At 51.7% G+C, this 24,791-nt stretch carries 23 protein-coding genes; all 23 read right to left on the reverse strand.

Annotated features, from left to right (window positions below):
* Window positions 1–94: 94 nt before the first annotated feature.
* Window positions 95–1,048 carry an ABC transporter permease gene (locus tag NSQ46_RS28440; protein ID WP_342575617.1) on the reverse strand — a complete coding sequence of 318 codons (954 nt, stop codon included), beginning with the start codon at window positions 1,046–1,048 and terminating at the stop codon, window positions 95–97.
* Window positions 1,032–2,126 carry an ABC transporter permease gene (locus NSQ46_RS28445; RefSeq protein WP_007132639.1) on the reverse strand — a complete coding sequence of 365 codons (1,095 nt, stop codon included), beginning with the start codon at window positions 2,124–2,126 and terminating at the stop codon, window positions 1,032–1,034. Before NSQ46_RS28445 ends, NSQ46_RS28440 begins: the two co-directional genes overlap by 17 nt.
* Window positions 2,123–3,649: an ABC transporter ATP-binding protein gene (locus tag NSQ46_RS28450; protein ID WP_342575620.1), complete on the reverse strand. Its 1,527-nt coding sequence runs from the start codon at window positions 3,647–3,649 to the stop codon at window positions 2,123–2,125. The genes NSQ46_RS28445 and NSQ46_RS28450 overlap by 4 nt, the downstream gene beginning before the upstream one ends.
* A gap of 161 nt (window positions 3,650–3,810) precedes the next feature.
* Window positions 3,811–4,920: a BMP family protein gene (locus NSQ46_RS28455; RefSeq protein WP_007132641.1), complete on the reverse strand. Its 1,110-nt coding sequence runs from the start codon at window positions 4,918–4,920 to the stop codon at window positions 3,811–3,813.
* A 424-nt stretch (window positions 4,921–5,344) separates the two neighbouring features.
* On the reverse strand, window positions 5,345–5,536 hold the full coding sequence (locus NSQ46_RS28460) for a hypothetical protein (protein WP_077570320.1): 192 nt from the start codon (window positions 5,534–5,536) through the stop codon (window positions 5,345–5,347).
* Between the two features lie 259 nt (window positions 5,537–5,795).
* Window positions 5,796–6,848 carry an SPFH domain-containing protein gene (locus NSQ46_RS28465; protein ID WP_341341372.1) on the reverse strand — a complete coding sequence of 351 codons (1,053 nt, stop codon included), beginning with the start codon at window positions 6,846–6,848 and terminating at the stop codon, window positions 5,796–5,798.
* 21 nt (window positions 6,849–6,869) lie between these two features.
* Window positions 6,870–7,655: a TPM domain-containing protein gene (locus tag NSQ46_RS28470; protein WP_341341371.1), complete on the reverse strand. Its 786-nt coding sequence runs from the start codon at window positions 7,653–7,655 to the stop codon at window positions 6,870–6,872.
* Window positions 7,652–8,683, reverse strand: coding sequence for a TFIIB-type zinc ribbon-containing protein (locus NSQ46_RS28475; RefSeq protein WP_007132645.1), 1,032 nt, complete (start codon window positions 8,681–8,683; stop codon window positions 7,652–7,654). Before NSQ46_RS28475 ends, NSQ46_RS28470 begins: the two co-directional genes overlap by 4 nt.
* Window positions 8,684–8,710: 27 nt before the next feature.
* Window positions 8,711–9,415: a PspA/IM30 family protein gene (locus NSQ46_RS28480; RefSeq protein ID WP_341341370.1), complete on the reverse strand. Its 705-nt coding sequence runs from the start codon at window positions 9,413–9,415 to the stop codon at window positions 8,711–8,713.
* A 318-nt stretch (window positions 9,416–9,733) separates the two neighbouring features.
* Window positions 9,734–10,258 carry a GNAT family N-acetyltransferase gene (locus tag NSQ46_RS28485; RefSeq protein ID WP_251536174.1) on the reverse strand — a complete coding sequence of 175 codons (525 nt, stop codon included), beginning with the start codon at window positions 10,256–10,258 and terminating at the stop codon, window positions 9,734–9,736.
* 157 nt (window positions 10,259–10,415) lie between these two features.
* Window positions 10,416–12,221, reverse strand: a complete 1,806-nt coding sequence (locus NSQ46_RS28490) for an ABC transporter ATP-binding protein (protein ID WP_342575624.1) — start codon at window positions 12,219–12,221, stop codon at window positions 10,416–10,418.
* Complete coding sequence (locus NSQ46_RS28495; RefSeq protein ID WP_007132650.1) at window positions 12,218–12,718, reverse strand: lasso peptide biosynthesis B2 protein; 501 nt, start codon at window positions 12,716–12,718, stop codon at window positions 12,218–12,220. Before NSQ46_RS28495 ends, NSQ46_RS28490 begins: the two co-directional genes overlap by 4 nt.
* Complete coding sequence (locus NSQ46_RS28500) at window positions 12,718–13,011, reverse strand: lasso peptide biosynthesis PqqD family chaperone (RefSeq protein WP_213613295.1); 294 nt, start codon at window positions 13,009–13,011, stop codon at window positions 12,718–12,720. The genes NSQ46_RS28495 and NSQ46_RS28500 overlap by 1 nt, the downstream gene beginning before the upstream one ends.
* A gap of 43 nt (window positions 13,012–13,054) precedes the next feature.
* Complete coding sequence (locus tag NSQ46_RS28505; protein WP_342575628.1) at window positions 13,055–14,221, reverse strand: nucleotidyltransferase family protein; 1,167 nt, start codon at window positions 14,219–14,221, stop codon at window positions 13,055–13,057.
* A gap of 32 nt (window positions 14,222–14,253) precedes the next feature.
* Window positions 14,254–15,591 carry a UDP-glucose/GDP-mannose dehydrogenase family protein gene (locus NSQ46_RS28510; RefSeq protein WP_342575630.1) on the reverse strand — a complete coding sequence of 446 codons (1,338 nt, stop codon included), beginning with the start codon at window positions 15,589–15,591 and terminating at the stop codon, window positions 14,254–14,256.
* 48 nt (window positions 15,592–15,639) lie between these two features.
* Window positions 15,640–17,016 (reverse strand): sugar phosphate nucleotidyltransferase, encoded by a 1,377-nt coding sequence (locus NSQ46_RS28515; protein ID WP_342575633.1) that lies wholly within the window; start codon window positions 17,014–17,016, stop codon window positions 15,640–15,642.
* A gap of 2 nt (window positions 17,017–17,018) precedes the next feature.
* Entirely contained in the window at window positions 17,019–18,158 is a 1,140-nt protein-coding gene (locus NSQ46_RS28520) for a glycosyltransferase (RefSeq protein WP_210094284.1), read from the reverse strand.
* Complete coding sequence (locus NSQ46_RS28525) at window positions 18,159–19,355, reverse strand: glycosyltransferase family 4 protein (RefSeq protein WP_210094285.1); 1,197 nt, start codon at window positions 19,353–19,355, stop codon at window positions 18,159–18,161.
* The gene (locus NSQ46_RS28530) at window positions 19,352–20,545 is read right to left on the reverse strand and encodes a glycosyltransferase family 4 protein (RefSeq protein WP_342575637.1); all 1,194 of its coding nucleotides are present in this window, start codon (window positions 20,543–20,545) and stop codon (window positions 19,352–19,354) included. The genes NSQ46_RS28525 and NSQ46_RS28530 overlap by 4 nt, the downstream gene beginning before the upstream one ends.
* A 26-nt stretch (window positions 20,546–20,571) precedes the next feature.
* Window positions 20,572–21,441, reverse strand: a complete 870-nt coding sequence (locus NSQ46_RS28535) for a glycosyltransferase family 2 protein (RefSeq protein ID WP_342575638.1) — start codon at window positions 21,439–21,441, stop codon at window positions 20,572–20,574.
* 64 nt (window positions 21,442–21,505) lie between these two features.
* The gene (locus NSQ46_RS28540) at window positions 21,506–22,849 is read right to left on the reverse strand and encodes an oligosaccharide flippase family protein (protein WP_342575639.1); all 1,344 of its coding nucleotides are present in this window, start codon (window positions 22,847–22,849) and stop codon (window positions 21,506–21,508) included.
* 14 nt (window positions 22,850–22,863) lie between these two features.
* The gene (locus NSQ46_RS28545; RefSeq protein WP_342575640.1) at window positions 22,864–24,012 is read right to left on the reverse strand and encodes a glycosyltransferase family 4 protein; all 1,149 of its coding nucleotides are present in this window, start codon (window positions 24,010–24,012) and stop codon (window positions 22,864–22,866) included.
* The gene (locus tag NSQ46_RS28550) at window positions 24,009–24,791 is read right to left on the reverse strand and encodes an SGNH/GDSL hydrolase family protein (RefSeq protein ID WP_342575641.1); all 783 of its coding nucleotides are present in this window, start codon (window positions 24,789–24,791) and stop codon (window positions 24,009–24,011) included. Before NSQ46_RS28550 ends, NSQ46_RS28545 begins: the two co-directional genes overlap by 4 nt.

Genomic DNA, 24,791 nt, shown 5'->3' on the forward strand with positions numbered 1-24,791 from the left:
TCTAATAGAAAGTGAATCCTATGTAAAAAAACCTCCGTTAGACCCAGCCTTCCAGGCGGAGGTCCTATCGGAGGTTTCTTTTTTCGTCAAAATCCTATCGCTTGCCTGAGTCGAACGGCTCCCCGACGGCCTTAGGCGCATTGGAGGACTTCGAGAAAATGACCAATGCGATCAAGGTGACCACGTAAGGGAAAATCTTCAGGATCACCGGCGGGATCACGGCCAGCTGCGGAATAACCTGCGAGACGTTCGCCACGGTGCTCGCAAATCCGAAGAAGAACGTTGCCGCCAGAATGCCGAACGGCTTCCATTGGCCGAAGATGAGCGAGGCCAGGGCGAGGAAGCCCAAACCTGCGACGTTGCCGGTAAATTCGCCGGAATAGGTCATCAGGATAACGGCACCGCCAAGCCCGGCGAAAGCGCCGGAAATCATGACGCCGACATACCGCATGGCGCGTACCCGAATTCCGGCCGCCTCCGCCGCATGCGGATGCTCGCCGCAAGCTCTTAGGCGCAGACCGAACGGCGTCTTGTACAGGATAAACGCGCTCACCAATAGCAGGATCAGCACGAGCCACGTCGTAATGTAAGTGTTCGTAAAGAACAGATCTCCGATGATCGGAATATCCGACAAGAACGGAAAATCAAACGGTCTAAAGCCGCTCGTAATGCGGATGTTGCCGCTCCCCGTAATATTCCGGGCCAGGAAGATCGTCAGCGCCCCGGCAATCATATTGATTGCCGTACCGCTGATGATCTGGTTGGCGCTAAGATTAATGCTCGCAAAGGCGTGAAGGAGCGAGAACAGGGCGCTTGCCGCCGCTGCGGCCAGAAGTCCGACCCACAGCACCCACCAGCTTCCCCCGAACTGCGCCTGCATTTTGGATACGACAAAGGCTCCAATAAAGGAACCGACGATCATCAGTCCATCGAGGCCGATATTCACGACCCCGCTTCGTTCACTGAACAGCGCGCCCAAGGCGGTTATCAACAGCGGGATGGTGAAGACGATGGCATACGGAAAAATCTGTTCAAGCGTTGTCCACATGTTCTCGTTCCCCCTGCTTTTTATTTGCCGCGCTGTGCGGTGCTCGTGACTTGCGCACTTTCCACTTGCGGAACAGGCGCTCGATCAGAATGCTTGTCGCCGCAAAGTAGATGATGATGGCAATAATCGAATCGGCGATCTCCGGCGGAATTTCCGTCATCGCATTCATGAATCCCCGGCCCGAGTACAGCACGCCGAAGAAGAGCGCGGAGACCATCACGCCAAGCGGCGCGTTCGCCCCGAGCAGCGCAACGGCAATGCCGTCAAAGCCCTGGCTCGGCAAGACGCCGATCTGAAGGCTCGACGCATTCCCGGCGTACTGCGCCACGCCCGCAAGGCCGGCAATGCCGCCGGCGATGAACATCGACAGCACGATGCTGCGCTTCACCGCAATCCCTGCGTATTCGGCCGAGTGGCGGTTGAATCCGACCGCCTTCAGCTCATAGCCGAGCGTCGTTTTATTGATCAGGAAGGCGACGACCAGAACGGCCACCACCCCGATAAAAAAGCCGAGATTGATGTACGAGCCCTGGAACATATCGCTCAGCCAGGACGCGTGAAGCATCGCCTCCGGCGGGAGCTGACGGGATTCCGTCTCCAGGCTTTCCCCTTTAAAATATCCCGGAATGACGTAATACACGGTCCAATACGCCGTCCAGTTCATCATGATGGTCGATACGACCTCATGCACGTTGTAACGGGCCTTCAAAATGCCGGGGATCAGCGCCCACAAAGCGCCGCCGATGAATCCGGCCAGCACCATCAGCGTCAGCAGCAAGGCCCGCGGCAGATCCACCGACAGGCCGACTGCCGTCGCGCAGAAGCCGCCGAACAGCATCTGGCCTGCGGCCCCGATGTTGAACAGCCCCGTCCGGAAGGCAAAAGCAACCGACAAGCCCGTCAAGATAAGCGGGGTTGCCGTCGCCAGCGTGTTGCCGATCCTCTCCGGGCTCTTCAGCCCGCCCTGGATCAGGAATTTGTAGCCTTCCACCGGATTGTGGCCGGTCACCGCCATCAGCAGCGCCCCAGCCAGGAGGCCGAAGAGGACGGCCAGCAGTGATTTTATGCTGTTATTCATGCGCTGCCCTCCTCTTTATGATACCCGGCCATCATGAGGCCCAGCTCTTGTTCGTTCGTTTCGGAAGCGATGACCACGCCGACCAGCTCGCCGTTGTTGATGACCGCGATGCGGTCGGACAGGTTCAGCACCTCATCGAGCTCCAAGGATACGAGCAGCACCGCTTTTCCTTTGTCCCGCTGCTCCACAAGACGTCTGTGAATATATTCGATCGAGCCGACATCCAAACCCCGCGTCGGCTGAACCGCGATCAGCAGATCCGGATCGCGCTCGACCTCGCGGCCGATGATCGCCTTCTGCTGGTTCCCCCCGGACATGGAGCGGACGATGGAGCGCCCGCCCTCCCCGGAACGGACATCGAAGCTCTGAATGATATGCTCCGCATGCTTGCGGATGGCCGCTCGCTGCAATAGCCCGTTCTTGGAGTACGGGGGCCGCTTGTAGACTTCCAGAATCAAATTCTCTTCCAGCGTATAGTCCAGTACAAGCCCGCGCTTCTGACGGTCCTCGGGGATATGCCCGATGCCGCTCTCATTGCGCTGGCGCACGGACAGCCCGGTAATATCCTTTCCATTCAGGATCACGCTGCCGCTCTCTGCCTGCCGCAGACCCGTGATAGCCTCTATCAGCTCGGTTTGCCCGTTACCGTCCACCCCGGCAATGCCGACGATCTCGCCGGCACGCAGCTCAAGCGAGAAGGCTTTAAGCGCATCGACCTTCTTGCTGTTCTTCACGGTCAGCGAGCGAATATCGAGCACCGTCTCTCCCGGTCGACTCTCCTGCTTGTCGACCTTAAAGGAAACGCTGCGGCCGACCATCATCTCGGCCATCGTCTCCCGGCTCGTATCAGCCACGTCGACGGTGCCGATCGTCCGGCCGCGCCGGATGACGGTGCAGCGGTCAGCCACCGCCTTGATCTCCTTCAGCTTATGGGTGATCAGGATGATCGATTTGCCCTCTTGAACCAGGTTTTTCATAATGCCCTGCAGATCCTCGATCTCCTGCGGCGTCAGCACCGCGGTCGGTTCGTCGAAGATCAGCACCTCCGCATCGCGGTACAGCATTTTGAGAATTTCCACGCGCTGCTGCATGCCAACCGAGATGTCCTCGATTTTGGCGTGCGGGTCCACGTTCAGACCGTACTGCTTGGACAACGCCTCCACTCGGTTGGCAGCGGTCCTGATATCTAGCATCCCCACTCGACGCGTCTCGCTGCCCAGTATAATGTTCTCCGTCACGGTGAACGCCTCAACAAGCTTAAAGTGCTGGTGCACCATCCCGATGCCGAGCCTGTTCGCCACGTTCGGATTCGAAATCCGCACTTCCCGGCCGTTGACCTTAATGACTCCGCGGTCGGGCTGGTACATGCCGAACAGAATGCTCATCAGGGTTGATTTCCCCGCGCCGTTCTCGCCGAGCAGCGCATGGATCTCCCCTCTCTTCAACTGAAGCGTGATGTCGTCATTGGCCACGATGCCCGGAAATTCCTTGCGGATGCCCACCATCTCGACAACATAGTCCATGGTTTAGCGTCCTCTCCTTCATATTTGGTAGATGCCGTCTGTTGTTCCAATCCTATTCCCACTTACCTTAAAAAAAGACGGAGGGAAGTCCGTCTTTTTTTAACGCATTGCGGTTATCCATTCAAATGTGCCCGGCAACCCCGAGCAGGGCGCTCCCTTGACTATTCGATCAGGTCGCCTTGCTCTGCCGCCACCGTAATTTCGCCGGCCTTGATCTTATTGAACACTTCATCCACTTGCTTGAGAATGTCCTCGCTCAAGTTTGGATTTTCAGCCGGAAGGCCGACGCCGTCATTCTTCGCATCCAGCGTGATCGTCTGTCCGCCAGGGAACTTGCCTTCGGTTTCGGCTTTGATCATGTCGTAAGCCGCTTGGTCAATCTTCTTCACTGCGGAAGTCAGGATCACGGATTTGTCGCCTTCATACACGCCGTCTTGATACTGGTCGACGTCTACGCCGACAACCCATACGTCATTGCCGTTCTGCACACGCGTCTTGGCTTCGTTGATCGCCCCAACGCCAACGCCGCCTGCGGCAGCGAAGATGACATTCACGCCGCGGTCGTACATTTGGGCGGCCAGCTGGCTGCCTGCGGCAACATCATCAAAGGTACCCTGATACACGACATTTTCCTTGTTGATCGTCACTTTCGTCCCCAGGCTCTCATTCGCGTATTTCACGCCCTGCTGGAAGCCCCAGTTGAATTTCTGCACCGGAGGAATTTTCATGCCGCCGATAAAGCCGGCCTGTCCGTCCTTCACGTGAAGGGCTGTTGCAACGCCCGCCAGGAAGCCGGACTCCTGCTCGGCGAAGTAGATGGCTACGGTGTTCTCTTTAAGTTCTGGATCCGCATCCGGATTAGGACGAGGAGATCCGTCGATCAGGACGAATTTTGCGTCCTTATATTTCTCTTGTGCCTTATGCACAGCCGTCTCGAACTTGAAGCCCGGCGTTACGATGAATTTGAATCCGGCATCGTACAGGTTGACGATCTCATTGGTATATTGGGCCTCCGTTGTTCCGGCCGGCTTCAGGTATTTATACTCGATTTTAAAGTCCTTGTTCGCCTTGAGAATACCTTCATACGTCCCTTGGTTGAACGACTTGTCGTCAATGGTGCCTGCGTCGGTAACCATTCCGACCTTGAAGTTTGCCTTCGGTGCGTCCGAGCCTGCACCTCCGGTTGGCTCAGATGCTGGCTTGCCGCCGCAGCCCGCGAGCATGGTGACCGATAACGCCAAACTGATTAATGATAAGACCCCTTTTTTCATTAAGGTTGACCCTCCTAGGTTTATATGCCCGAATGGTAGATTCGCGCTATTTACAATATATTAATAATATAGACCGTTTTCAACAAAAATTTGGGTGTTTTTGCCAAAGTACATCTGTAAAGCGGTGAATGGCTTAAGCCTTGGTATATAGCCATTTCATGCGCATTTTAGAGCACCTGAACAGAAAGAAGGCAATAGATCCGCATTTATAGATAACATAGGGTTTACAGGAGGTGTGATGCAGTGGTTGAAGCAACGAATTTTATAGAGAAAGAAAAAAATAGAGTTGATCCTCTCATTCCAGTAGCATGCGCCTATTCCGTTCATTTGAAAGCATAAAAGAGCACCCCTCCCGAGGTGCTCATTCAGTATATATAATGATGCATTCTGTATATGTACGTTTACGGCTCACAGCTGAACCTTCTTACTTCCTACGCTGATGCTTCATCATTCGGCTGTATGTGATGAACGCGGCAGCGATCATCGCGATGAACCCCAAATTGCTCGCCGACTCCGGCGTCATGCCAAACAAAACGCATAAATTGGTTACCAAGCTTCTAGTCAGCAGCGCCGCCGCAATCAAGATCAACGGCCGCCACACATTATATCCTCTCATTCCCGCAACACTCCTGCCCCCAAGGTCTATTGACGCATCCTGCTCCCAGCATTATCATCTTTCATAAAAACATTATACCATGAATAAGTATGCGCATACATTTTATAAAATGGTTAGAAAGCAGCTCCAATGTAGAATCTACAATGAGATTCAAGCAACTATATTAGATAGCGGTATCCTGATAAAAACAGCCATAAGTTGGCCGCTTATCAAAAGCCCCCAGCTTATGGCTGTACTTTACGCCAGGCTCTGCCTGAATCTATCCCAGCTTATGTCCGCAGTTCGGACAAAAGTTGGAGCCCTCGTTCTTCGCGCCGCAATTCGGGCAGAAGTTCGGTTTGCCCTTGCCTTCCGAGGAAGAAGACGCCGGCGACGATGACTGGGATTCTCCGCCTGCATGCTGCTTGTCGTTCCGGGCTTGGTCTTGGCCCTCCGCCCCCTCGGGGCCACGCTGGCCCGGATTTGAGCTCGCATTCATGTTTCGCATCATCTCATTGGCCATATTCATCCCCATCATCATGCCGGCCATATCCGAAGCAGCGCCTCCGCCCTTTATTTTACCTGAAGCGATGCCGTCCGTTATGCTGACCTGCTGGTATTTCTGCAGGTTGCCGATCATTTCATGGGATGCCGTCTTCGTGATCATCTCTTGGATTTCCGCCGGATAATTGAAGCTCATGACCTGAAAGCCGGTGATAGAGATTCCGTTGTCCATCACTTCCATATCCAGGTCCTCCCGGATGCCTTTGGCGATCTCGGAGGCATTCGCCTGTAGATTGAACATGTTCTTGCTTTCACGACTGATCCATTTCATCAGGAGCTGATCCAAAACGGACGTAATGCGAATTTTGACATCCTCCACCAGGTAGCTCTCCCGCATGCCCGCAATCTTGTCGATCAACGTCACATAATCGGTGACTTTGAAATTGAAGGTGCCGTTAGCCCGGATCGGCATGCCGCCCGGAAGCTGGGGCGTCGGAATCAGAATCGGATTTTGCGTTCCCCACCGGACGGTAAACTCCTTCGTGTTGACGAATAGAACCTCTACCCGCATACCGCTGTTGAACCCGAACCGAAAGCCCTTCAGCGTGGACAGAAACGGAATGATATCCGAATCGATACTGTACTCGCCCTCATCTTCAAAGATCCCTTCAATCTTGCCGTTGTTCACAAATACGGCGTCTTGGCCGGCGCGAATGATCAGTCTGCTGCCTTTCTTGATCTCCCGGTTGCTCCACTTCCAAAAAATCATATCATCTCTAAATTCTTCCCATTCCACCACGTTGGAGAATTGATTTCTGAAAAATCCCATGCTACGATTCCATCCCTTCCTTTAGAATTTCCCACGGCTGCTGCTATGCGAATGGCCGCCGCTCGTTACGCCTCCGCCGGAGCTGCCTCCATCATTTTTGGGTATCTCCCGTCTTGTTGTCGTCGTTCGAATGTACCGATCTTCCTGATCAATAATGCCCGAGGTGCTCGCATCCTCATAAGTCCGGCGATTGACCGTCACCCGGCCGCCGGCGCGGTACGTCATCAGGCCGACGGCCAGCCCGCCGATCAGGACAGCACCGCCGAGCTGAACCCATATATTGAACAGCGGATTATCGGGATTGAATCCCGGCTCATAGCCCATATATTCATGCGCGGATATAATGTAGGCTTCGAATGCCTTCTTATACTCCCCATCCGATAAGTCGCCCGTGATCTTGCGGTGGATTTTATCCAGCCGGTTATCGTCGAGGTATTCCTCGGCTTTGTAATATCCTTGCAATTCCACATCGCGGTTGCGCATATCCAGCGCCAAAATTACGGCGTTGCCGTGAGGTCTGTCATACCCGGGCGCATACGTATCATAAAAATCCTCAATCAATATCTCGATATCCACATTGTCCGGATTGTCTGTAGTAATAATGATAAAGTCCGTCTCCCGTTCGGCTCCGTACTCGCGGGCCAAGGCGCTGAGCTCCTCATACTCCTGCGAACTCAAAAGCCCGGCGTCATCAAAGATGAGCGGCTTGGCCTCGGCAGCAGCGGCTGCCGTTCGAAGCGGCATCATAAGGAATACCGCCAGCATCATAATCCATCCTAACCTTAGCAACGACCGTCGTCTTCTCACCAGAACCCACCTCCCATCATCCAGGCGATCAGCTTCAAGGACAAGAACGACACGCCGGATATCCCGGCGAACCACGCGGCGATCTTCGCCTTGCTGAGCGGCGGCCTGCCCACCACCTTGCCCGTTTGACCGTTCATGGCGAACGTGTACACGGTTTTGTTGTAGTCGTAATGCACCATCCATACCGGAAGAAGGACGTAATCCGCTTTTTTCATCATTGTATCAATCTGTTTATTAGTGTAATTAACCGTTGTATATCCGGCGACTGCAGACGAAATAGCCGCATCGATGTAGCTGCGAACCTTCTCTTTCGCCCGAGGGAGAAGCTCCTGGTCGTTGTAGCTGTATTTTTCCGCCAAATATCCGGCAAGATACGGGGTTTTGAATTCCTTCAGCTGCTCGTAAGGAAAAGGCTCCAGCTTATCCATCAGCTCATCGTCCATTTTCGCCGATGCATCAAGCGGAAGCTTCGTGTAATTCAAGCGCATCTTACGGTAGATCTCGTAGTGCTGCGTTTCGGTATATTCGTAGTCACCTTGCGTGTATGTTCTTACCTTCGTTGCGTGACCGTGTACCTCCACCCGGTTATGCAGCTCATATAACCAGAACGGCACATACATGCCGGTTAAGCTCTTGATCCGGTTGGCGTTCATGAACCCCCGCGGCGTGAGAAGGCCGTTTCTGCACCATTTTCGAAAAGCCTTGATCGCTTCCTCCTTGCTAATGGAAAAAGGAATGACCATCGCCGGAGCAAGCTCTCCGGTCAGCCGATCAGCGAGCACTACCGCGGAACCGCAATAACTGCAGCTCGTTGCGCTGGTCTCCGCATCCGTCATGATCACGGCCCCGCAGCTGCCGCAGTGGTATTCCTTGACTTCACCCTCCGTAAACACCTGCTGCTTCATCGGATCGGGGAGCTGATCAATATGTTCTTGGTTTCCGCAGCCCGGGCAAGACAGCGTTCCCGTCGCCGCATCAAAGCTCATCCCGCTGCCGCAGTACGGACATTTGTATTCAATTACCGGCATCGGATCACCTCAATTCCCATCAGACCATTACTCCTTCTGTTTCGATTCGCCGCTGCGATCATCCGGGACTGCTTCCGGACTTGCTGCCGGATGGCTATCATCGCTGCGTTGCTTCATCTGTTCCTCAAGCTCCGCCATCAGCACGTCCAAATCGTCTTCCTTCGATCCGGCCCGTAGCTCCGCGAGCGCCAGCGCTTCGTCCAGGGTCCGGTTCGCCTTCTCCTCCATCGATTGGAACGCCCCAGCAACGTCGCCACGGGAGGAGCCGCTCTCATTTAAGCGCTGCTGATGCCTCGCCTCGGCCATTTTCCCTTTGAGCTCCAACCGTCTTGCTTCGAGCCGCTCCATATCCGCGACTAGCTTATCCTGCATCTGCTTCATGCTCGCCGCATCGGAAGCGGCCTGCTCATATGCCTGCTGCAAGTCATCGAGCTTCACGGCCGTCTCCGCCTTACGCTCCAGGAATTTGCGGGCATCGACTTCATTTCCTGCTTCCGCCGCCTTCTCGGCATACCGCTGCAGCTTGGCGACCTCCGTAATGCACTCATCCAGCGTCCGTTTGGCCCGCCGCTCCTCCGCAAGCAGTGAGGCCGTCTCCGCCTTCACCTGGCCCAAGTCGCTGTGCAGGCTGCGCATATATTCATCAATCGTCTTCTCCGGATCATCCGACCGATCCAGCAAAGCGTTCACATTCGCTCGCATTATATCGGTAAATCTCGACAGCATTCCCATGGACATGTTCCTCCTTGGCAACTTTGTTTATCTAATAATACCGGAATTCATCCGGAGGGGTTTCATTTCTCGATATTTCATGGCATGTTTTCCTAAAATTTACATTGGGTAGCGAGAGGTAGTTAGGCGGGGCTTCATTAGTGGTTGATCGTAACGGGGAAACCATTGTCTATCCTGGTCGAATGTTGAGTATTTCTGGGAAATATGACGAGGAATTGTTGTTAAGGCAAATTGGACAAAAGGTTATCAAAGCGTCTAGCTTTAAGGATTTTTACTGGTTGAAGGAGGAGTTTTAGGCCTTGTGCGTAGATTCTTCATTCAGGTTTCCCCATTAAAAATAAGTCTATATTGAATTCGTTCGCTCCTCATCCCTTGATATTCTTCACTGCCTATTCGACTTATTTCTTTGAACCCTAAGTTCTCAAGCATTTTTCTTGAACGAGCGTTGGCCTCGTGAGTTTCAGCGTTAAAAATTGAAATTCCTAACTTCTTCGATGCATATTCCATCATACACTTTGCCGAAGCAGATCCGATCCCCTGCCCCCACAGCCTGCTCTCACCAATTGCAATGCCCAGTTCAGCCGTATTACCTTTCATGCAGGCCATATCTGCATATCCAATTAATTTCCCGTTCAACGTAATTCCCATTCGAATAAAATCTTCGGCAGGATGATTTACGCAATTGCGCCACCATTTATATAATTCTTCAGAGCTTCTGTTGATTTCCCATCCATTCGCTTCACAGAAGGAGTCATCCTTGCTCCATGCCAAGACATTTTCAAAATCATCCAGGGTAATCGGCCGTATGTGAATCCACTGTGAAAGGTTGCTTTGGCCATCCATTCACTTTCCCCCTCTGCATATAAAGATTGAACATTGGCCGATAAACAACGGCCATCGTTAGTACAAATGATAATAGGAATTCGGGTGAGCGCCAACACCGCAAACTAAAAACAAAAAAACAGCCGCCCCTCAACGAGGGACGGCTGTTGAACACTGTTTACATCTGGGCGCCTGTTTGGTAACTGAGAAGCTGCCGGAAGGTGCCCTTCTGATCCTGAGACAGCTGCTGATAGCCTCCTTGCTGGATAATCCGCCCTTGCTCCATCACGATGACCTGATCGGCATGGCGGATCGTGGACAGCCGATGGGCGATCACGATAATGGTCATGCTTCCCTTCAGCTGCTCCAGCGCCTCCTGGATCTGCCGCTCATTCTCGCTGTCCAGCGCGCTTGTCGCTTCATCCAGCACAAGAATCGAGGGCCGCTTCAAGATGGCTCTTGCCAGGACGATCCGCTGTCGCTCACCGCCGGACAAGCGCACGCCGCGGTCGCCAATGACCGTGTCAAGACCCTGCGGCAAGCTTCGCACGAATTCGTCCGACGCCGAAAACCTCAACGCTTCCCACAGCTCATCATCCGATGTCTCGGGAGCGGCCAGCTTCAGGTTATCCCGGATGCTCTCATTGAAGAGAAAAGGGTCCTGCGCCACATAACCGATGCTCCCCCGGAGCGACAGAAGCTGACGTTCATCCTGGATAGACACCCCGTCCGCCAGAACCTGCCCGCTCTCCGGCTGGATCAGTCCCATGAGCAGATCGATCAAGGTGCTCTTGCCCGCGCCGGATTTGCCGACGATGGCCGTCATGCGGCGGGCCGGAATATGTAAGTTAATGCCCCGCAAAGCGTAGGTCGGAGAAGAAGCGTCATATCGGTAGTCCACATCACTGCAAGTAATACCCTGCTGCAGATGCAGTCGCTCGCCATCCGGGACTCCAGCCGTTCCGGCAAGCTCCCGGTCTGCCTCGTATTCCGCTTGCAGCTCGCGTATTGCCCGAAACGCCGGGAAATTCGAAGCAAGCTGCTCGGTACTGGTTTGAATACTGATAAATCTTGGCCATAACCGTGAGAAAATAAGCACAATCATCAGCAGCTGCTCAGCCGGGGTGCGAAGCACCTCAAGAGCAAGGTATACGAACCCGGCAACGAGGATGACGGACGAGAGCCGGTAAATGAGCTGGGATAGGGAGTTCACTTTATTGAATTGGATGAAGTTCCGCTCCATTTTTCGCGACAGCCTGTCAAACCAATCCATATGGGACGGCTCCAGCCGGTTGCTCTTGATGTCCTTGATGCCGCTGAAATGCTCACTGATGCCGGCAAAATAATATTTTGAAAGCTCGGTCGTCTGCTCGCCGATCCGCTTCGAGCTGCGGATGAACTTGCGCCCGAACAGGGCGAGGACCCCTCCGCTGACCAGCACGATGAGGGTTAACAACGGAGCCAGCCATAAGGCAAGGCCAATCTGAATGACCGTGAACAACAACGACGAGATCATTTGGAAGAACAGAAAGGTGCCTTGGTTCACGCGCCCAAGCTCATTGGTCATGACATGATTGAAATCCGATTTGCGGTGGCGGAGAAAAAACTCCCATTTCGCATGCAGCAATCCCTGGTACGTCTCCATTCGCAGCTTGCGGATAAATCGCTGCAGGATCTTGGCGTTTAGCAAGGTCTGGCTTCGCTGCAGCAGGGCCTGCCCGCCCACAATCACGACATAGATGCCCAGCACCATCGGCAAATTGAGCTGCAGGGACCACGAATCCGCAAGATCCGTCAAGGTCGAGACGAGCGGGACTCCGCTCAGATCGGTCTGAAATACGCCGATCACGCCGAGAAGCGGGACGATCAGGTAGATGCCGATACCGTCCAGGATGCTGATGACCAGGATCATGCACATATTAAGGTAGAGCTTGAACCCGGCCATCCCGTGCATTTTTCGGATAAAATAAATGAGATCCTTCAACGTAAAAACTCCTTACCGGATGACCGATTAAAGTTCATCTTCTCCGCCCGCATATCCTTGCCGAATATTCCGACGATCGCATATTTCTCATGCCCTTCCTTGCCCGTAACAATGTAAGAACCGCTGCGGAGCCAGGCGTGAGCCACCATTTGTCCTTGGTCATCCCGCCCGCTTCCTAAATACAGTGTATAGGGAATGCTTCTTCGCTCCAGCATTTTCTTGGCGGCAACGGCTTTGACCAAGCACTGGCTTTCCCACCAGGTAACTCGGCTCATCGCATGTACGGCTCTGGAGATTTGGCGGAGCTGCTTCAGCTCCTCCTCCGAGCAGGTATACGGCGTTTCCTTCATAAAATCGCCCAAGGAGGGCGCCACCTTCGCGAAAGGCAGCTGCTTGAACACTCTCCCCCAAGCCAAGTAAACATAGGCTTCGATGAACATCAGCTTCATCGCAACGGGAAAAGACATATACGTCCTTGCTTTCCGGTATAGACTCATTAGGCCTTCTTCACCTGCACAAGCCCTTCATCGGCAAGCTGCCGCAGGAACCGCTGTACCTGCTCCTCGCACGCATCCGGTTCGATATCGTATTCCTCAACGAGCCTCTCCACCATACCGCCGACCGTAATCGGCGTAGACGCCAACTCCCAGATCCGGCCGCCAATCCGGCCCAGATTGTAATACTTTCCATTATCGATACTCAGCATAACCTTCTCGCCGTCCATATCACTGACCAGAAAGCCTTCGGACTGCATGATCAGTACCTCATCCGTAATGAATTCCGTGCTCATGGGCTCATCCTCCGTTCGTTTTACATCGTAACCGTTACACCCGTCACACCGACGGCTGCTTCATCCGCCTCCAAAACCAAAGGAAGGGCCGAAGCGGAACATATAAAAAATAAAGCGGTTTAGGCAAAGGCAGCTGCAGGGCATCCCGCGAGCTTGGAAGCAGCTTATTAAACACGTAGGCGATTCTCTGTTTGCCGGACATCAGCGAAAAAAGATAACGGTTATAATGACGGGCTACGCTTTTTTCCGGTACCGGATTCAGCTGCACGATTCTTTGGATGTAATAAAGAGCCTGCTCCGCCAGTCGGTACGAATTAGCGCCAACTGTTGCCGCCTCCAAGTCATGAGGAACCTTAGCCGAAAGGAGCAGCGACGATAAAATAAAGGCCTGCCCTGCATACATCTCGCCTCCGTACCGCTCCAGATGCTGGTTTAATCGGCTGTTGTCAAGCAGAGGCAGCAAACGGACAATATCCGCTAACCAACGTAATCGGAACCAGCCATGCCTGGCTCCATGGTCCGTCAGGTAACACAGCAGATCCTCGTTACCAAGGCAGAAATAGGTCTGGCTGGACAGCCTGACCTCTCTTCGCCGCTGCCACAGCTGCTCAAACGAGAAGGACCTGCTATAATGGGGATTTAATCGCCAATGAATCTCCACCTGAGCGAAATGCTCCCGATGCTCGAACGAGCGATGATGGCTTTTCTTCTTCCAATTGCCCAGCACGATCTCTTCCTCGGCCTCATATCCGAGCTGTGTCAGCACTTGCTCCGCCTTCTCCACATCTTCTGCATCGACTAGGATATCCAGATCCTTCGACGTTCGGTGAGCCACGTCCCCATATAGGTGCAGGGCCAGAAGCGGCCCCTTCAGCCAAAGACTCCTAATCCTAGCCTCTGCGAATACGTCGCATATTCGGCTCATCTCTCTGCTTAAGTGAAGCATCTTGATCGTGTTGTTATGATAATGCCGCTGCAGCGACTGCATCACATAAGCCGGGATCAGCGAGGTATCGCTCCCTTTCAAAGCCAAGTAAACCAGCGGATAGACTCGGTGATGCACAGCCAGCTTCATGAACAGATTCCAATCCATGTCGGCGGCCTCCTGCGGAAGAATGGCCTGATCCTGATCCCGATTCCGTAAAATCGACAGCAGGAACGACAGCTCCTTCGGCGCATCGCGCATTTCAAGCGTCAAGGCGTCCTCCATAATCAATCCAACCACCCCAAATGTTTGCTTTGTCATAGCAAAATATACGGTGCAGGTTCCTTCACACCCCGATTCATCCCCGGACGGCCTACGGAATAGTACACTAGCTGCGTATTGGCCAGCTGCTCTTCCTTATAGATATTGCGGCCATCGATCAAATACGGGGACTTCAGCCAACTCTCGATCTCGGAAAGCGGAATGTGCTGAAACTCCTTCCATTCCGTGAGGACACATAGCGCATCCGCCTGCCAAGCGGCTTCGCGGGCAGTGTCGCAGTAGATTAGACTGTCGACATCGCAGTTTCTTCTGAAGTTCTCAGCAGCAATTGGGTCGTAAGCCTTCACCTTGGCCCCCATCTCGGTTAAAGCTGCAATGATTTCGAAAGCAGGGGAATCACGCACGTCGTCCGTCTCCGGCTTAAACGCCAGACCCCATATGCCAATCGTCTTCCCGGCGAGATGGCCCATCAAGGAATCCAGCTTGCGGATCACATTAAACCGCTGCTCCCGGTTCACCTCGACGACCGATTTCAACAGCTTGAAATCATAATCCATCTGTCCGGCGATTTGGATCAGGGCTTGGGTATCCTTTGGAAAGCAGGAGCCGCCGTATCCAATGCCGGCCTTTAAGAACGATGCGCCGATGCGCTGGTCAAATCCCATTCCATAGGCGACCTTCGTTACATCCGCTCCTACCTTCTCGCAAATATTCGCAATCTCGTTGATAAATGAAATTTTGGTTGCCAGGAATGCATTGGAGGCATATTTGATCATCTCGGCGCTGCGGATATCCGTAACGATAATATTGGAGGTCAGGCTCCGATGGAGTTCGGTTAGCCGCTCCCGCGCCACTTCGCTGTCCGTACCGATAATGATACGGTCAGGGTTCATCGTGTCCGAAACCGCCGTTCCCTCTCGCAGAAACTCCGGCACAGAAGCAATATCGAAAGGCTCCTTCGAATGCTGCGCGATAATGTCCCGGATACGCTCGTTCGTCCCTACCGGCACGGTACTCTTGGTGACAATGATTTTATAGCCGTTCATGGCCTGACTGATCTCGCTCGCCGCTTGTTCAATGAAGCTCAGATTAGCCTGACCGTTCGGCAGCGAGGGCGTCCCTACCGCAATGATGATGACCTCGGCATGCTTTACGGACGCTCTCAAGTCGGTCGAAAAGCGCAGCCGCCCCCTCTCACGGTTGTTTGCGATCAATGTTTGCAGTCCCGGTTCATAAATCGGTACCTCTCCCCGATTCAGCATTTCAATCTTGGCCTCGATCTGATCAACGCATATAACCTCATTGCCAAGCTCGGAAAAGCACACGCCGGATACCAGCCCGACGTAACCTGTACCGATCACCGTAATTTTCATGGTTCTCACCTCACCTTTATAATGGTTCTTGCACAACGGTCAGCCCTATTAATTCAAAACGCTAATCTTGATTTCATCCCAGTCCATGGCCAACCGGACAATGTCGTCCTCAATCAGCTCGCTGCCCGTCTGAACCTCTATAATTTCAATATCCGTAATGGCCCGCAGGCTGTGCTTGGCTTCCGCCGAAATGATGACGACATCGCCCTTGCCGATCATGCGAACGGCGCCGTCCAATATCATTTCGCCTTGCCCGGATACGACGGTCCACACTTCACTGCGCAGCAAGTGGTATTGATAGCTCAAATTTTTGCCTTGAAGGACGCAAATGCGCTTCGTCAACACCTCATGACCGTTCGGATACTTGATATAATCCAACACGCGATAACGTCCCCATCGACGCTCTTCATACATCGGTCGTTGGTCTCCGAATTGGAGCACCTCCTTGATCCGCATGCTGGCATTCTTCTCGGATACCAGAATCCCGTCCGGGCTGGCGGCCACGATCAAATTCGGCGCACCGATTACCGTAATCGGGATATCCAATTCATTGATGACATGCGTATTAACGGAGTCGTCGGTCAGTGTCCCCTTTCCGACTAGTGGTGTATGAATCTCCTCCGTGAGCGCATCCCAGGTCCCGAGGTCCTTCCATAGCCCCTGATAAGGCAGTGCAACGATATTCTTCGCCTGCTCGACAACCGCGTAATCAAAGCTGGTTTTCTCGACTTGCCCGTATTGCCGAAGCAGCTCATCGTACTGGATTGGAAGGGAGCGCTCCAACAAGTGCTCAAGAACATATTCCAGCCGGAACGCGAAGACGCCGCAGTTCCACAGAGCCTTATGCTCGATTAAGCTGCGTGCGGCCTCTTCTTCCGGCTTCTCGACGAAGTGGCTTACGTTCAAATATTCCGTGCCGTTCTCGAGTCTCGATACCGACTGCGGGACGATATAACCGAACTTCGAGGAAGGATGATCCGGCGAGACGCCGATCAACCCGATATCTGCCCCGGTTTCCTGCATCAGCGTCTCCAGCTCCTGCACCTTTCGAAAGAAATGCGTGTCCACATACGGATCCACCGGGAGAACGATCACGATATCCCGGGGACTGACGCCTTTAACGGAGTACAGGTAGCAGACCGATAAGGCGATGGCCGGGAAGGTATCCCGGCGCTCCGGCTCGACGACCAGCTCCACTTCATAGCCCAGCTGATTCTGCAGCAACTCCACCTGTGACTTTCCGGTAGCGATTACGGCGGATGGCTGGAGATTCATCAGCCCCAGCTGGCTCCACACCCGCTGCACCATGGACTCCCGCTTTCCGGAAGCGCTATTTAGTATTTTCAGAAACTGTTTGGATCTGGTTTCATTCGATAGCGGCCATAACCGGTTACCGCTTCCTCCAGATAACAGTATGATTTGCATAGTTAATAGCTCCCTTCCACTTGCGCGATCTTGGCGCCTCTTTCCCTGGCGCCCATCAGTCCGTCAATACTCGATTGCAGACGTTCGATGAATACATGCTCGCCGAAAGCCTCTGCATGCTCCCGAATCCGGGCCGGGTCCCATTCATATTGGTCGAAACGCTCGATCGTCTCCGCCAAGGATTCCACCGATTGCTCTGCAAAGAACAGACCTGTCCGCTCGGCTACAACCGTGTCCAATGCTCCGCCTCCGCGAAATGCGACAATCGGTCTGCCGCAAGCATTCACCTCGAGCGGCGTTATCCCGAAATCCTCGATTCCCGGAAAGATCAGTGCCTTGCAGCGCTGCATATGACTGACCACTTCCTCGTCGCTTCTTCTCCCAAGGAACGTAACCGTATTACCTGCAAGCTGCTCCAGCCGAGGCCGATCGGGCCCATCCCCAATCACGATGAGCTTTCGGCCAAGCCGGGAACAGGCTTCAACCGCAAGATCGATCCTTTTGTACGACACAAGTCTGGAGACAACCAGGAAGTAATCCTCCGGATCGCCTTCTCCAACACTGAACCGGCTGATTTCTACCGGAGGAAAAATAATCGTTGCGTTCATTCCGTACGTATGTCCGATCCTCTCTTTAACAATGGTCGAGTTGGCAATCAAACGATCCACCCGCTTGGAGTTGCGGCAATCCCATGCCTGAAGCGGATATGTCAGCCATTTTGCAATCCGTTTTACGTTCTTTGGCACCGGAACACCTTCCATATAGGCCTCGAAGTTCCAGGCGAATCGCATCGGCGTATGGCAGTAGCAGATATGTACACTGTCACGGCCCTTCCTTGCCCCTTTCGCATAAGCGCTGCTAGAGCTCAGGATGAGGTCATAGCCTTTCAACTTCATGGATGATACGGCGAAGGGATAGAGCCAGAAGAACAGCTTGAATTGGCGCAAAATCCCCGGTATCCGCTGCATCCAGGTTGTATGGATGTCCGCATCCTTCAATTCCGGAAGCAATTTGTCCCGGTCGACAATCGTCGTATAAATCGGTGCGTCCGGGAACATTTTGTGGAATACGGCCACCACCCGTTCCGCGCCGCCCATTTGGTTGAGATAATCATGGACAATGGCAACCTTCACTTTTCGCATTTACATGAACTCCTTTGCCTGTTGGCGTCGGGACCGTTCCCGGCCGGATTTCGTCAGCAGCTGCTGATAGATCAGTTCCACGCGGTGCGATGTCTGCATGATGGAGAACCGTTCCTCCGCCCGCTCCTGTCCGCCACGGCTCAGCATAGCCCGGATTTGCGGATCATCCAGAAGGAGACGGATGCAATGATTCAACTCGTCAATGTTTCCAGTCTCGTACATCAATCCGCTCTTGCCGTGCTCAATAATTTCGGGGACGCCTCCGCCCCGGGTTCCCACGACTGGGGTGCCTTGAGACATCGCTTCGATCACGACCCGGCCGAAGGGCTCGCGATCCGAGCATAATAAAAGGAGATCTGCTCCGCAGCAGATCTCCAGTACATCTTCTCTAAATCCCGTAAATATGACGTGTTGTTCAAGCCCTAACGATCGTACCTTTTCCCTCAAGCTAGTGAGGTAATCCTCATTCTCCTGGCGGAACTTCGCTTCACCAACGATCCACAGATACGCCTGCCTTCCCTCGCGGAATAAACGGGAAAGCGCCTCAATGGCGTCCTCTTGTCTCTTCCAAGGGGCGATCTGGCCTATGATTGCCATGACCTCCGCATCCTGCGGCGTTCCCAGCTCCCTCCGGGTCCGTTCACGTATCGATTGCCGCTCTTCAGCTCGGAATGGCTTAATCTCGACTCCATTATGTACAAGATGGCATTTCCCGGTTAGGGACCGATGGTCCATCGCTTGAATGACTGGCTCGGAAATGCCGATCAGCGCCCCGGCGGTGCTGCCTGCAAACCTCCGGATCAAGCGGCCTATTATTCCTTCCGGAGGCATATCCCTCACATGCCAGATGACCGGTATCCGATGGTACCACCGGAACAGCCCTGCCATGATGCCGGCGCGTATGGAGTTGGCATGGATGAGATCCACCCCGCTTTTCTTCATTAGAAGCGCCAGCCTCCAGCCTGCCAAGAGCATCCCCATAACATATATCAGCAGGAGAAACGGATTGCGGGTCATTCTCGCACGGTAGCTAGGGAGGGCTACTACCTCAAGCCCTTGATCGCGAGCCTTCTGCAGCAGCTCCCCCTCGGGAGCGAATAGAATCGGCTCGGCTCTCGTCAGATGCTTGGCGGTCAGCAGAAGGCTGATCTCCGCGCCGCTGATCGCGCTCGTATGGTTATAAAAGGCGATCTTCATTTCCGAAACACCCTTCTCTTATCGATTTCCTCCGCGAACACCTCGGTCACGGCTTCTGCAACCCGGTTCCATGTGTATCGATTCAATACATGTTCTCTGCATGCTTCACGTGACGGGAGAAACGATTGCCCATTGAGCACGTCAATGATCTTGCGGCTCATCGCCTCAGACGTCCCGTCCTCAAACATCAAGTCGTCGGAGATGCGATGCAAAATTTCCTTCGTTCCTCCATACGGGGTGCCGAGCACAGGTGTTCCGCAAGCTAGCGATTCCACGGTGATCAGGCCAAAGCCTTCGAGCGTCAATGTCGGAACGATGCTGATATCGGCAGCCTGATAGTATTGCACAAGCTCCTCGTTCGTAATCCGGCCGAGCAGTCGAACATTGGCAGTAAGCCCGAGCTCCCGAATAAGCGCTTCATACGGTTCGCGCATCGGCCCGTCTCCCCCGATATAGAGGCGGACATCCGGGTGCTCGCGAACGACAGCCACCATGGCATGAATGAGGCGATCGATTCCCATCCGGCGTACCAGCCTCCGAATACAGAACAACACAGGCTGGTCCGGAAGGATCCCCATTTGCAATCGGAGCCCTTCCCGATCCGGGTTAGGCAGGAACAGATGATGGTCAACCGCACCCGGTATAATATGGATTTTTCGTTCATCTACGCCGTAGGTGTTCCTTAAAATGTCCCGGAAATACTCACTAAGCACGATGAAGCTATCCGACCGACGATAGGTCAGCAGCTCCACTTGTTTTTTGAGCCAAAACTTCGCGCCTTGGATCATGCCGATATTGCCCTTCTCCTCTACCCTGGACTCCATCGCCCACGGTCCGTGAAAATGGGTAACGATCGGGATATGGGAAGGGATATGGCTTCTAGTAACCATCGTTGTATAGAAAGCAAAATGCGGATTAAAGACATCCGGCCGAAAGCTTCGGACCGCATGGACCGCATGCTTCTGCACCGATTTCATGCGCGGCAGGAAATGGTTGAGACGAAGCTCTTTGGTTGCATTGCTGATGTTCCGGTCGGGAGGCAGCTCCGCTCCTTGCGGGGCTACCACAACACCCAGCCCGGTATGACCGTATTCCTTCATAGCCTTGGTGTAGTCCGCAAAATAGCGGTTCAGTCCTCCATGCTGGATATCAATCCATCCCATTCCCGTCGAAAGCACATTCATGGCCATCTCTCTTTTCTCCCGTAAATTTTATCCTAGTAGTGGACATCATTCTTAAGAGCTAATTTCTTATAGTTGTATAAAAACTTTAAATCTTTTATAAATTTATAATTTCCTTTTATCCATGCTTTAATAAATATCCTAATCTCTTTCAAGTTCTTTCTGTACTGCTTTATACCCGCTAAAAACCCTAGAAACTGATAACTTAAAATCCTCGAGCAATTGAAATTGGTAACGACGGCGTCAAACATATTCACATAAATATGTGATTCGTAATGTTCCGCCCCATAACTTGTATGTTGATGATCATGGAATGCCCTGGCATCGGGTTCAAATAACATTTGTATCCCTTTGCTTCGCCATAATGCACCCATAAATCTGTCATCTGAGGTTCGAACCCTTTCATTCCATGGAAGCGAGTGAGCCAAGGCCTTTGAATAAATGAAGAATGCACCAATAATGAAACTCGGTTTTTCTCCAGGGTTAACTTTTCGGGCATAGCCAATCGGTCTCATAATTACAGGTGTGCTCCAATCGTTGCTCCAGGCTACACTCCCAGCAACCACTCGCCATCCCCCCTCAGAAATGTACTTATTATACAGTTTAAGGATCGACTCAGGCTCGACATAAATATCATCATCGACATTGACAATTACATCTCCAGTTGCAACTCTTGCACAAGTATTCCTAGCTGCTGCAACGTTTTTTCCATCATGCTTGAACACTTTAACAAATTCAAAAGAACTGCAAACATCAACAACCTTTTGGAAAGTTTCTTCATCCGTACTTGAATCACATACAAACACTGTGAAATTAATATGCTCTCTTGCTCTCTCTAGAGCTTTAAGACACTTAAGTAATTTACTAGGTCGGTTTCTGGTGGGAATCACTACCGAAATCTCCATGCTACCGTCACCCTATACATAATAAAATTTTTCAAAATTGTTTTTGAGGTACAACCGAGAAAATTCATACATTCATCTCATTTATTCTTCTGCGACCGCGAACAAGCTGAAGCAGCCATCTAACATCGTTCTTTGAGACGATAAAGTCTCTTAGTTTCATTTGGTGCTTTATCGTGTAAATCAAAAATATCGCTAAAAATTCCACCAAACATGTTATCAATAGCGAAATTGCCGCTCCCTTGATTTCCAGAATCGGAATCAGAACTCTCAAGAGAACAATGTTAAGCCCTAGTGTCAATACACGAATGACCGTAACTATTCCTGGCTTGCCCGTAGACATGAAGCCTTGGGAAAGAACCCACGACAAACTTGCAATGGCCGTTTGAAAAATCAAAATACGGAATACTGGAATGGCATCAGCAAATGACCTTCCGTACAACAGAATCAATAGGTACGGCGCAACGATGAATACCCCGATACCTACGAAAATAGTTACCAGGGTACTAATACGATAAACTTTGAATGTTAGTTGAATAGCCTCCGATTGTTCAAGCCCCGAGGCCTTGGGAAAAAGCACCGATGTAATTGCATTTTGGATCATATTCACAATTTTCGATAAATTCAGTGAAACAACATACAAGCCGAGACTAGCCGGTGAAAGAAGGCCTACCACCAGTATTTGGTCAATATAACCGGAGAAAGTACCCGCGACATCGGTTCCATATGAGCGGATCCCATAACTCAATATTTTCCGGCCAGATTTCCGCTTATTCCTTTGACTTACTTTATATTGCGAGACCAATTTAAGCGTAATCCACACGGCGACTGGCAAGACAGGAAAGAGGTAGGCAACCGATGAGAAAAAGGGTGTGAAATGCCCAGTGATAATCAGACCGCTGAGCAACAGCATCGTTCCAACTAACGGAATATATCTGGAGAAACTATAAAGCGTGAACTCTTCTCGCGCTTGTAAAGCTGCTGTGTTTACTGTACCTATCATAGCGATAGGCGTCATCACTAATGCCCAAGCAGCAAATTCAATGACTTCCTGAGAATAATCCTTCATCCAAAAGGGAATCAATACAGCCCCGATGACCATCGCAACGCTTCCAAGAATCACACTCATATACAATGCAGTAATGTAGTAAGTCCCCTGATCTTCTCCCTTTTTTTTCATATAGTAAACTAGCGCAGAAGGAATACCTAGAGTTAAACAATAAGCCAAAAATTGCGGCCACATGATGATTGCAGCTTGTTCGCCACGACCTTCGGGGCCTAGAAACCTTGCGATCATGATACCGTTTAATACATTTATGCCAAGCATAAAAATATTGGATGCGAAAATTTGCATCACATTCCCTACGCTACCGCGTATTTTTCTAGGTTTAATCATTTGTAATATCGCCATTTGAATGCTTCCCTTCAGGCCTTATTCGCCGCCGGCAGTGGGTTGACTGTTTGCTTGAATATGTTCATGTACTTGTCTGCCATAATGCCCCAATGATTTTTCAAGGCTTCCTCTCTTGCTCTTGCTGCCATAGTTTTAAGTCGTTCCGGATCAGCAACAAGCTCTGTAAGCACGTTAACTAAACCTACTTTATCGTCGGGGTCTTCCATAATGACAGCGGCACCTTCAGATATCAATTCTGCCACTCCGCAGCGATTGCTCATGATAACAGGCAAGCCGGAAGCCATAGCCTCCAAGATCACGAGCGAAAAGGATTCATACCTAGAGGGGAAAATAAACAAATCAGCAAGGGACATAATATCCGAAATATCCTTCCTGTAACCGAGAAAATGTACCCGGTGTCCAATGCCCAATTGTTCAGCTATTTTCGGATAACGACTCCTTTCAGCATTTCCGAGTACCAGCAAGTGGACCTCGTCTACTTCGCGTAATGCCTGAAGCACAGTATCCAAGTTCTTAGTTCCGGAATTTAAGTCACCAGCGAAAAGCGCATAAATCGTATCCTCATCCAGATTATATTGGGTTCGACTAATCTGCTTCGGGTAGAATTCGCTAATATCAACACCGTTATGAACTACCGAAATCAGTTGTTCATTAATTCTTGCATCATATACAAGCTCCTGCTTTACCTGTTCGGAAACGGCAATGATGTGGCGAGAGCGTTTCAGAGCAAATCGCTCTAGCACCGAATTCAGACGATTATAAGCAAACTGATACATCGTCCTAATATCCTTCTGTTGTCTAAATGGATGATATTCTGACCTCACCCAAGCACTATGTACAAAATGTACGCAATTTATATCAGAACGGGCATAAGTTATGAACCCGTTAGCAACAATGAGATCTATGCTGCTTTTACGCATCCAGATAGAAAAGGCAGAAGCAATTGCAAATAGTTGATACCTCAGGAGCACGGTTGGCAAATTGGGAATCTTGATCTTAATCCATTCTACAGAAGCTTGATTCATTAGATCTTCGGACAATTCTGAGGAGATGATTATGACTTTATGCCCTTTCTTTAATGCCTCTGTAACAACTTCATAATTAACGCGGCCTTGTCCGTCTCCCTTTATTACCTTATGAGTAACAAAGCAGATTCTCATCGGCTTACCTCTTTCTGTACAAACCGACTTATCAACGAGTGTTCCACTATTGTATTCAGCAGTGCCCTTGCTATTTTGCTGTGACCCAGCTCGTTAGGATGAAATCGGTCTTCTAAATAGTCCTTCCACTTATGTAAGGCTTGAGAGGTATCGCAAAAGAATATCCTGTTCGTCGATCTAGTATTGTTACATATTTCATGAAACACTTGACGATATATCCGCATTGACTCCGATGATCCCGGGAAGTACTTCTCCTCAATATCGCTTGGAGCAAGGAAAATAATGCTGGTGTTCGGGCTATAATTCAGTACATTCAGTACAAAATCGTTCGTATGCTGCCTGAATTCCTCCAGACTCATCCATGGCTTACCTCCAAACGTTTTGATCAGTGCCACCTTCAAACGCCAGCGAACACCCGATTCAACCTTCTCCATCCACTTCCGAATTTTTCGAGTCGAGTAGTAAGGCCTTGGATCCATCCAGCCAGGTCTCCTCCAGCGCTTTGGCATCCATTTTAAATACTTCTTCTGCTCACGAACAATCGCTTCAGTTATCCCGTGGGCAAACACAATAATATCCGGCTGCAATCCCAAGATACGCCGCTCGTACTTCTCTCTGGATTCATTGACCTGCATGGCACTTGAACCGAAGTTTACAACATGGACAGGCTGGCCCATCGAGGACTTAAGCTGTGCTTGCAGAAGATTGGCATAATTGGTCTTGGATCTAATCACACCTAATCCTTCTGTAATGGAATCTCCTATAAAAACGATTTGCAT

Source organism: Paenibacillus sp. FSL M8-0142 (assembly GCF_038597315.1).
Lineage (GTDB): Bacteria > Bacillota > Bacilli > Paenibacillales > Paenibacillaceae > Paenibacillus_AQ > Paenibacillus_AQ lactis.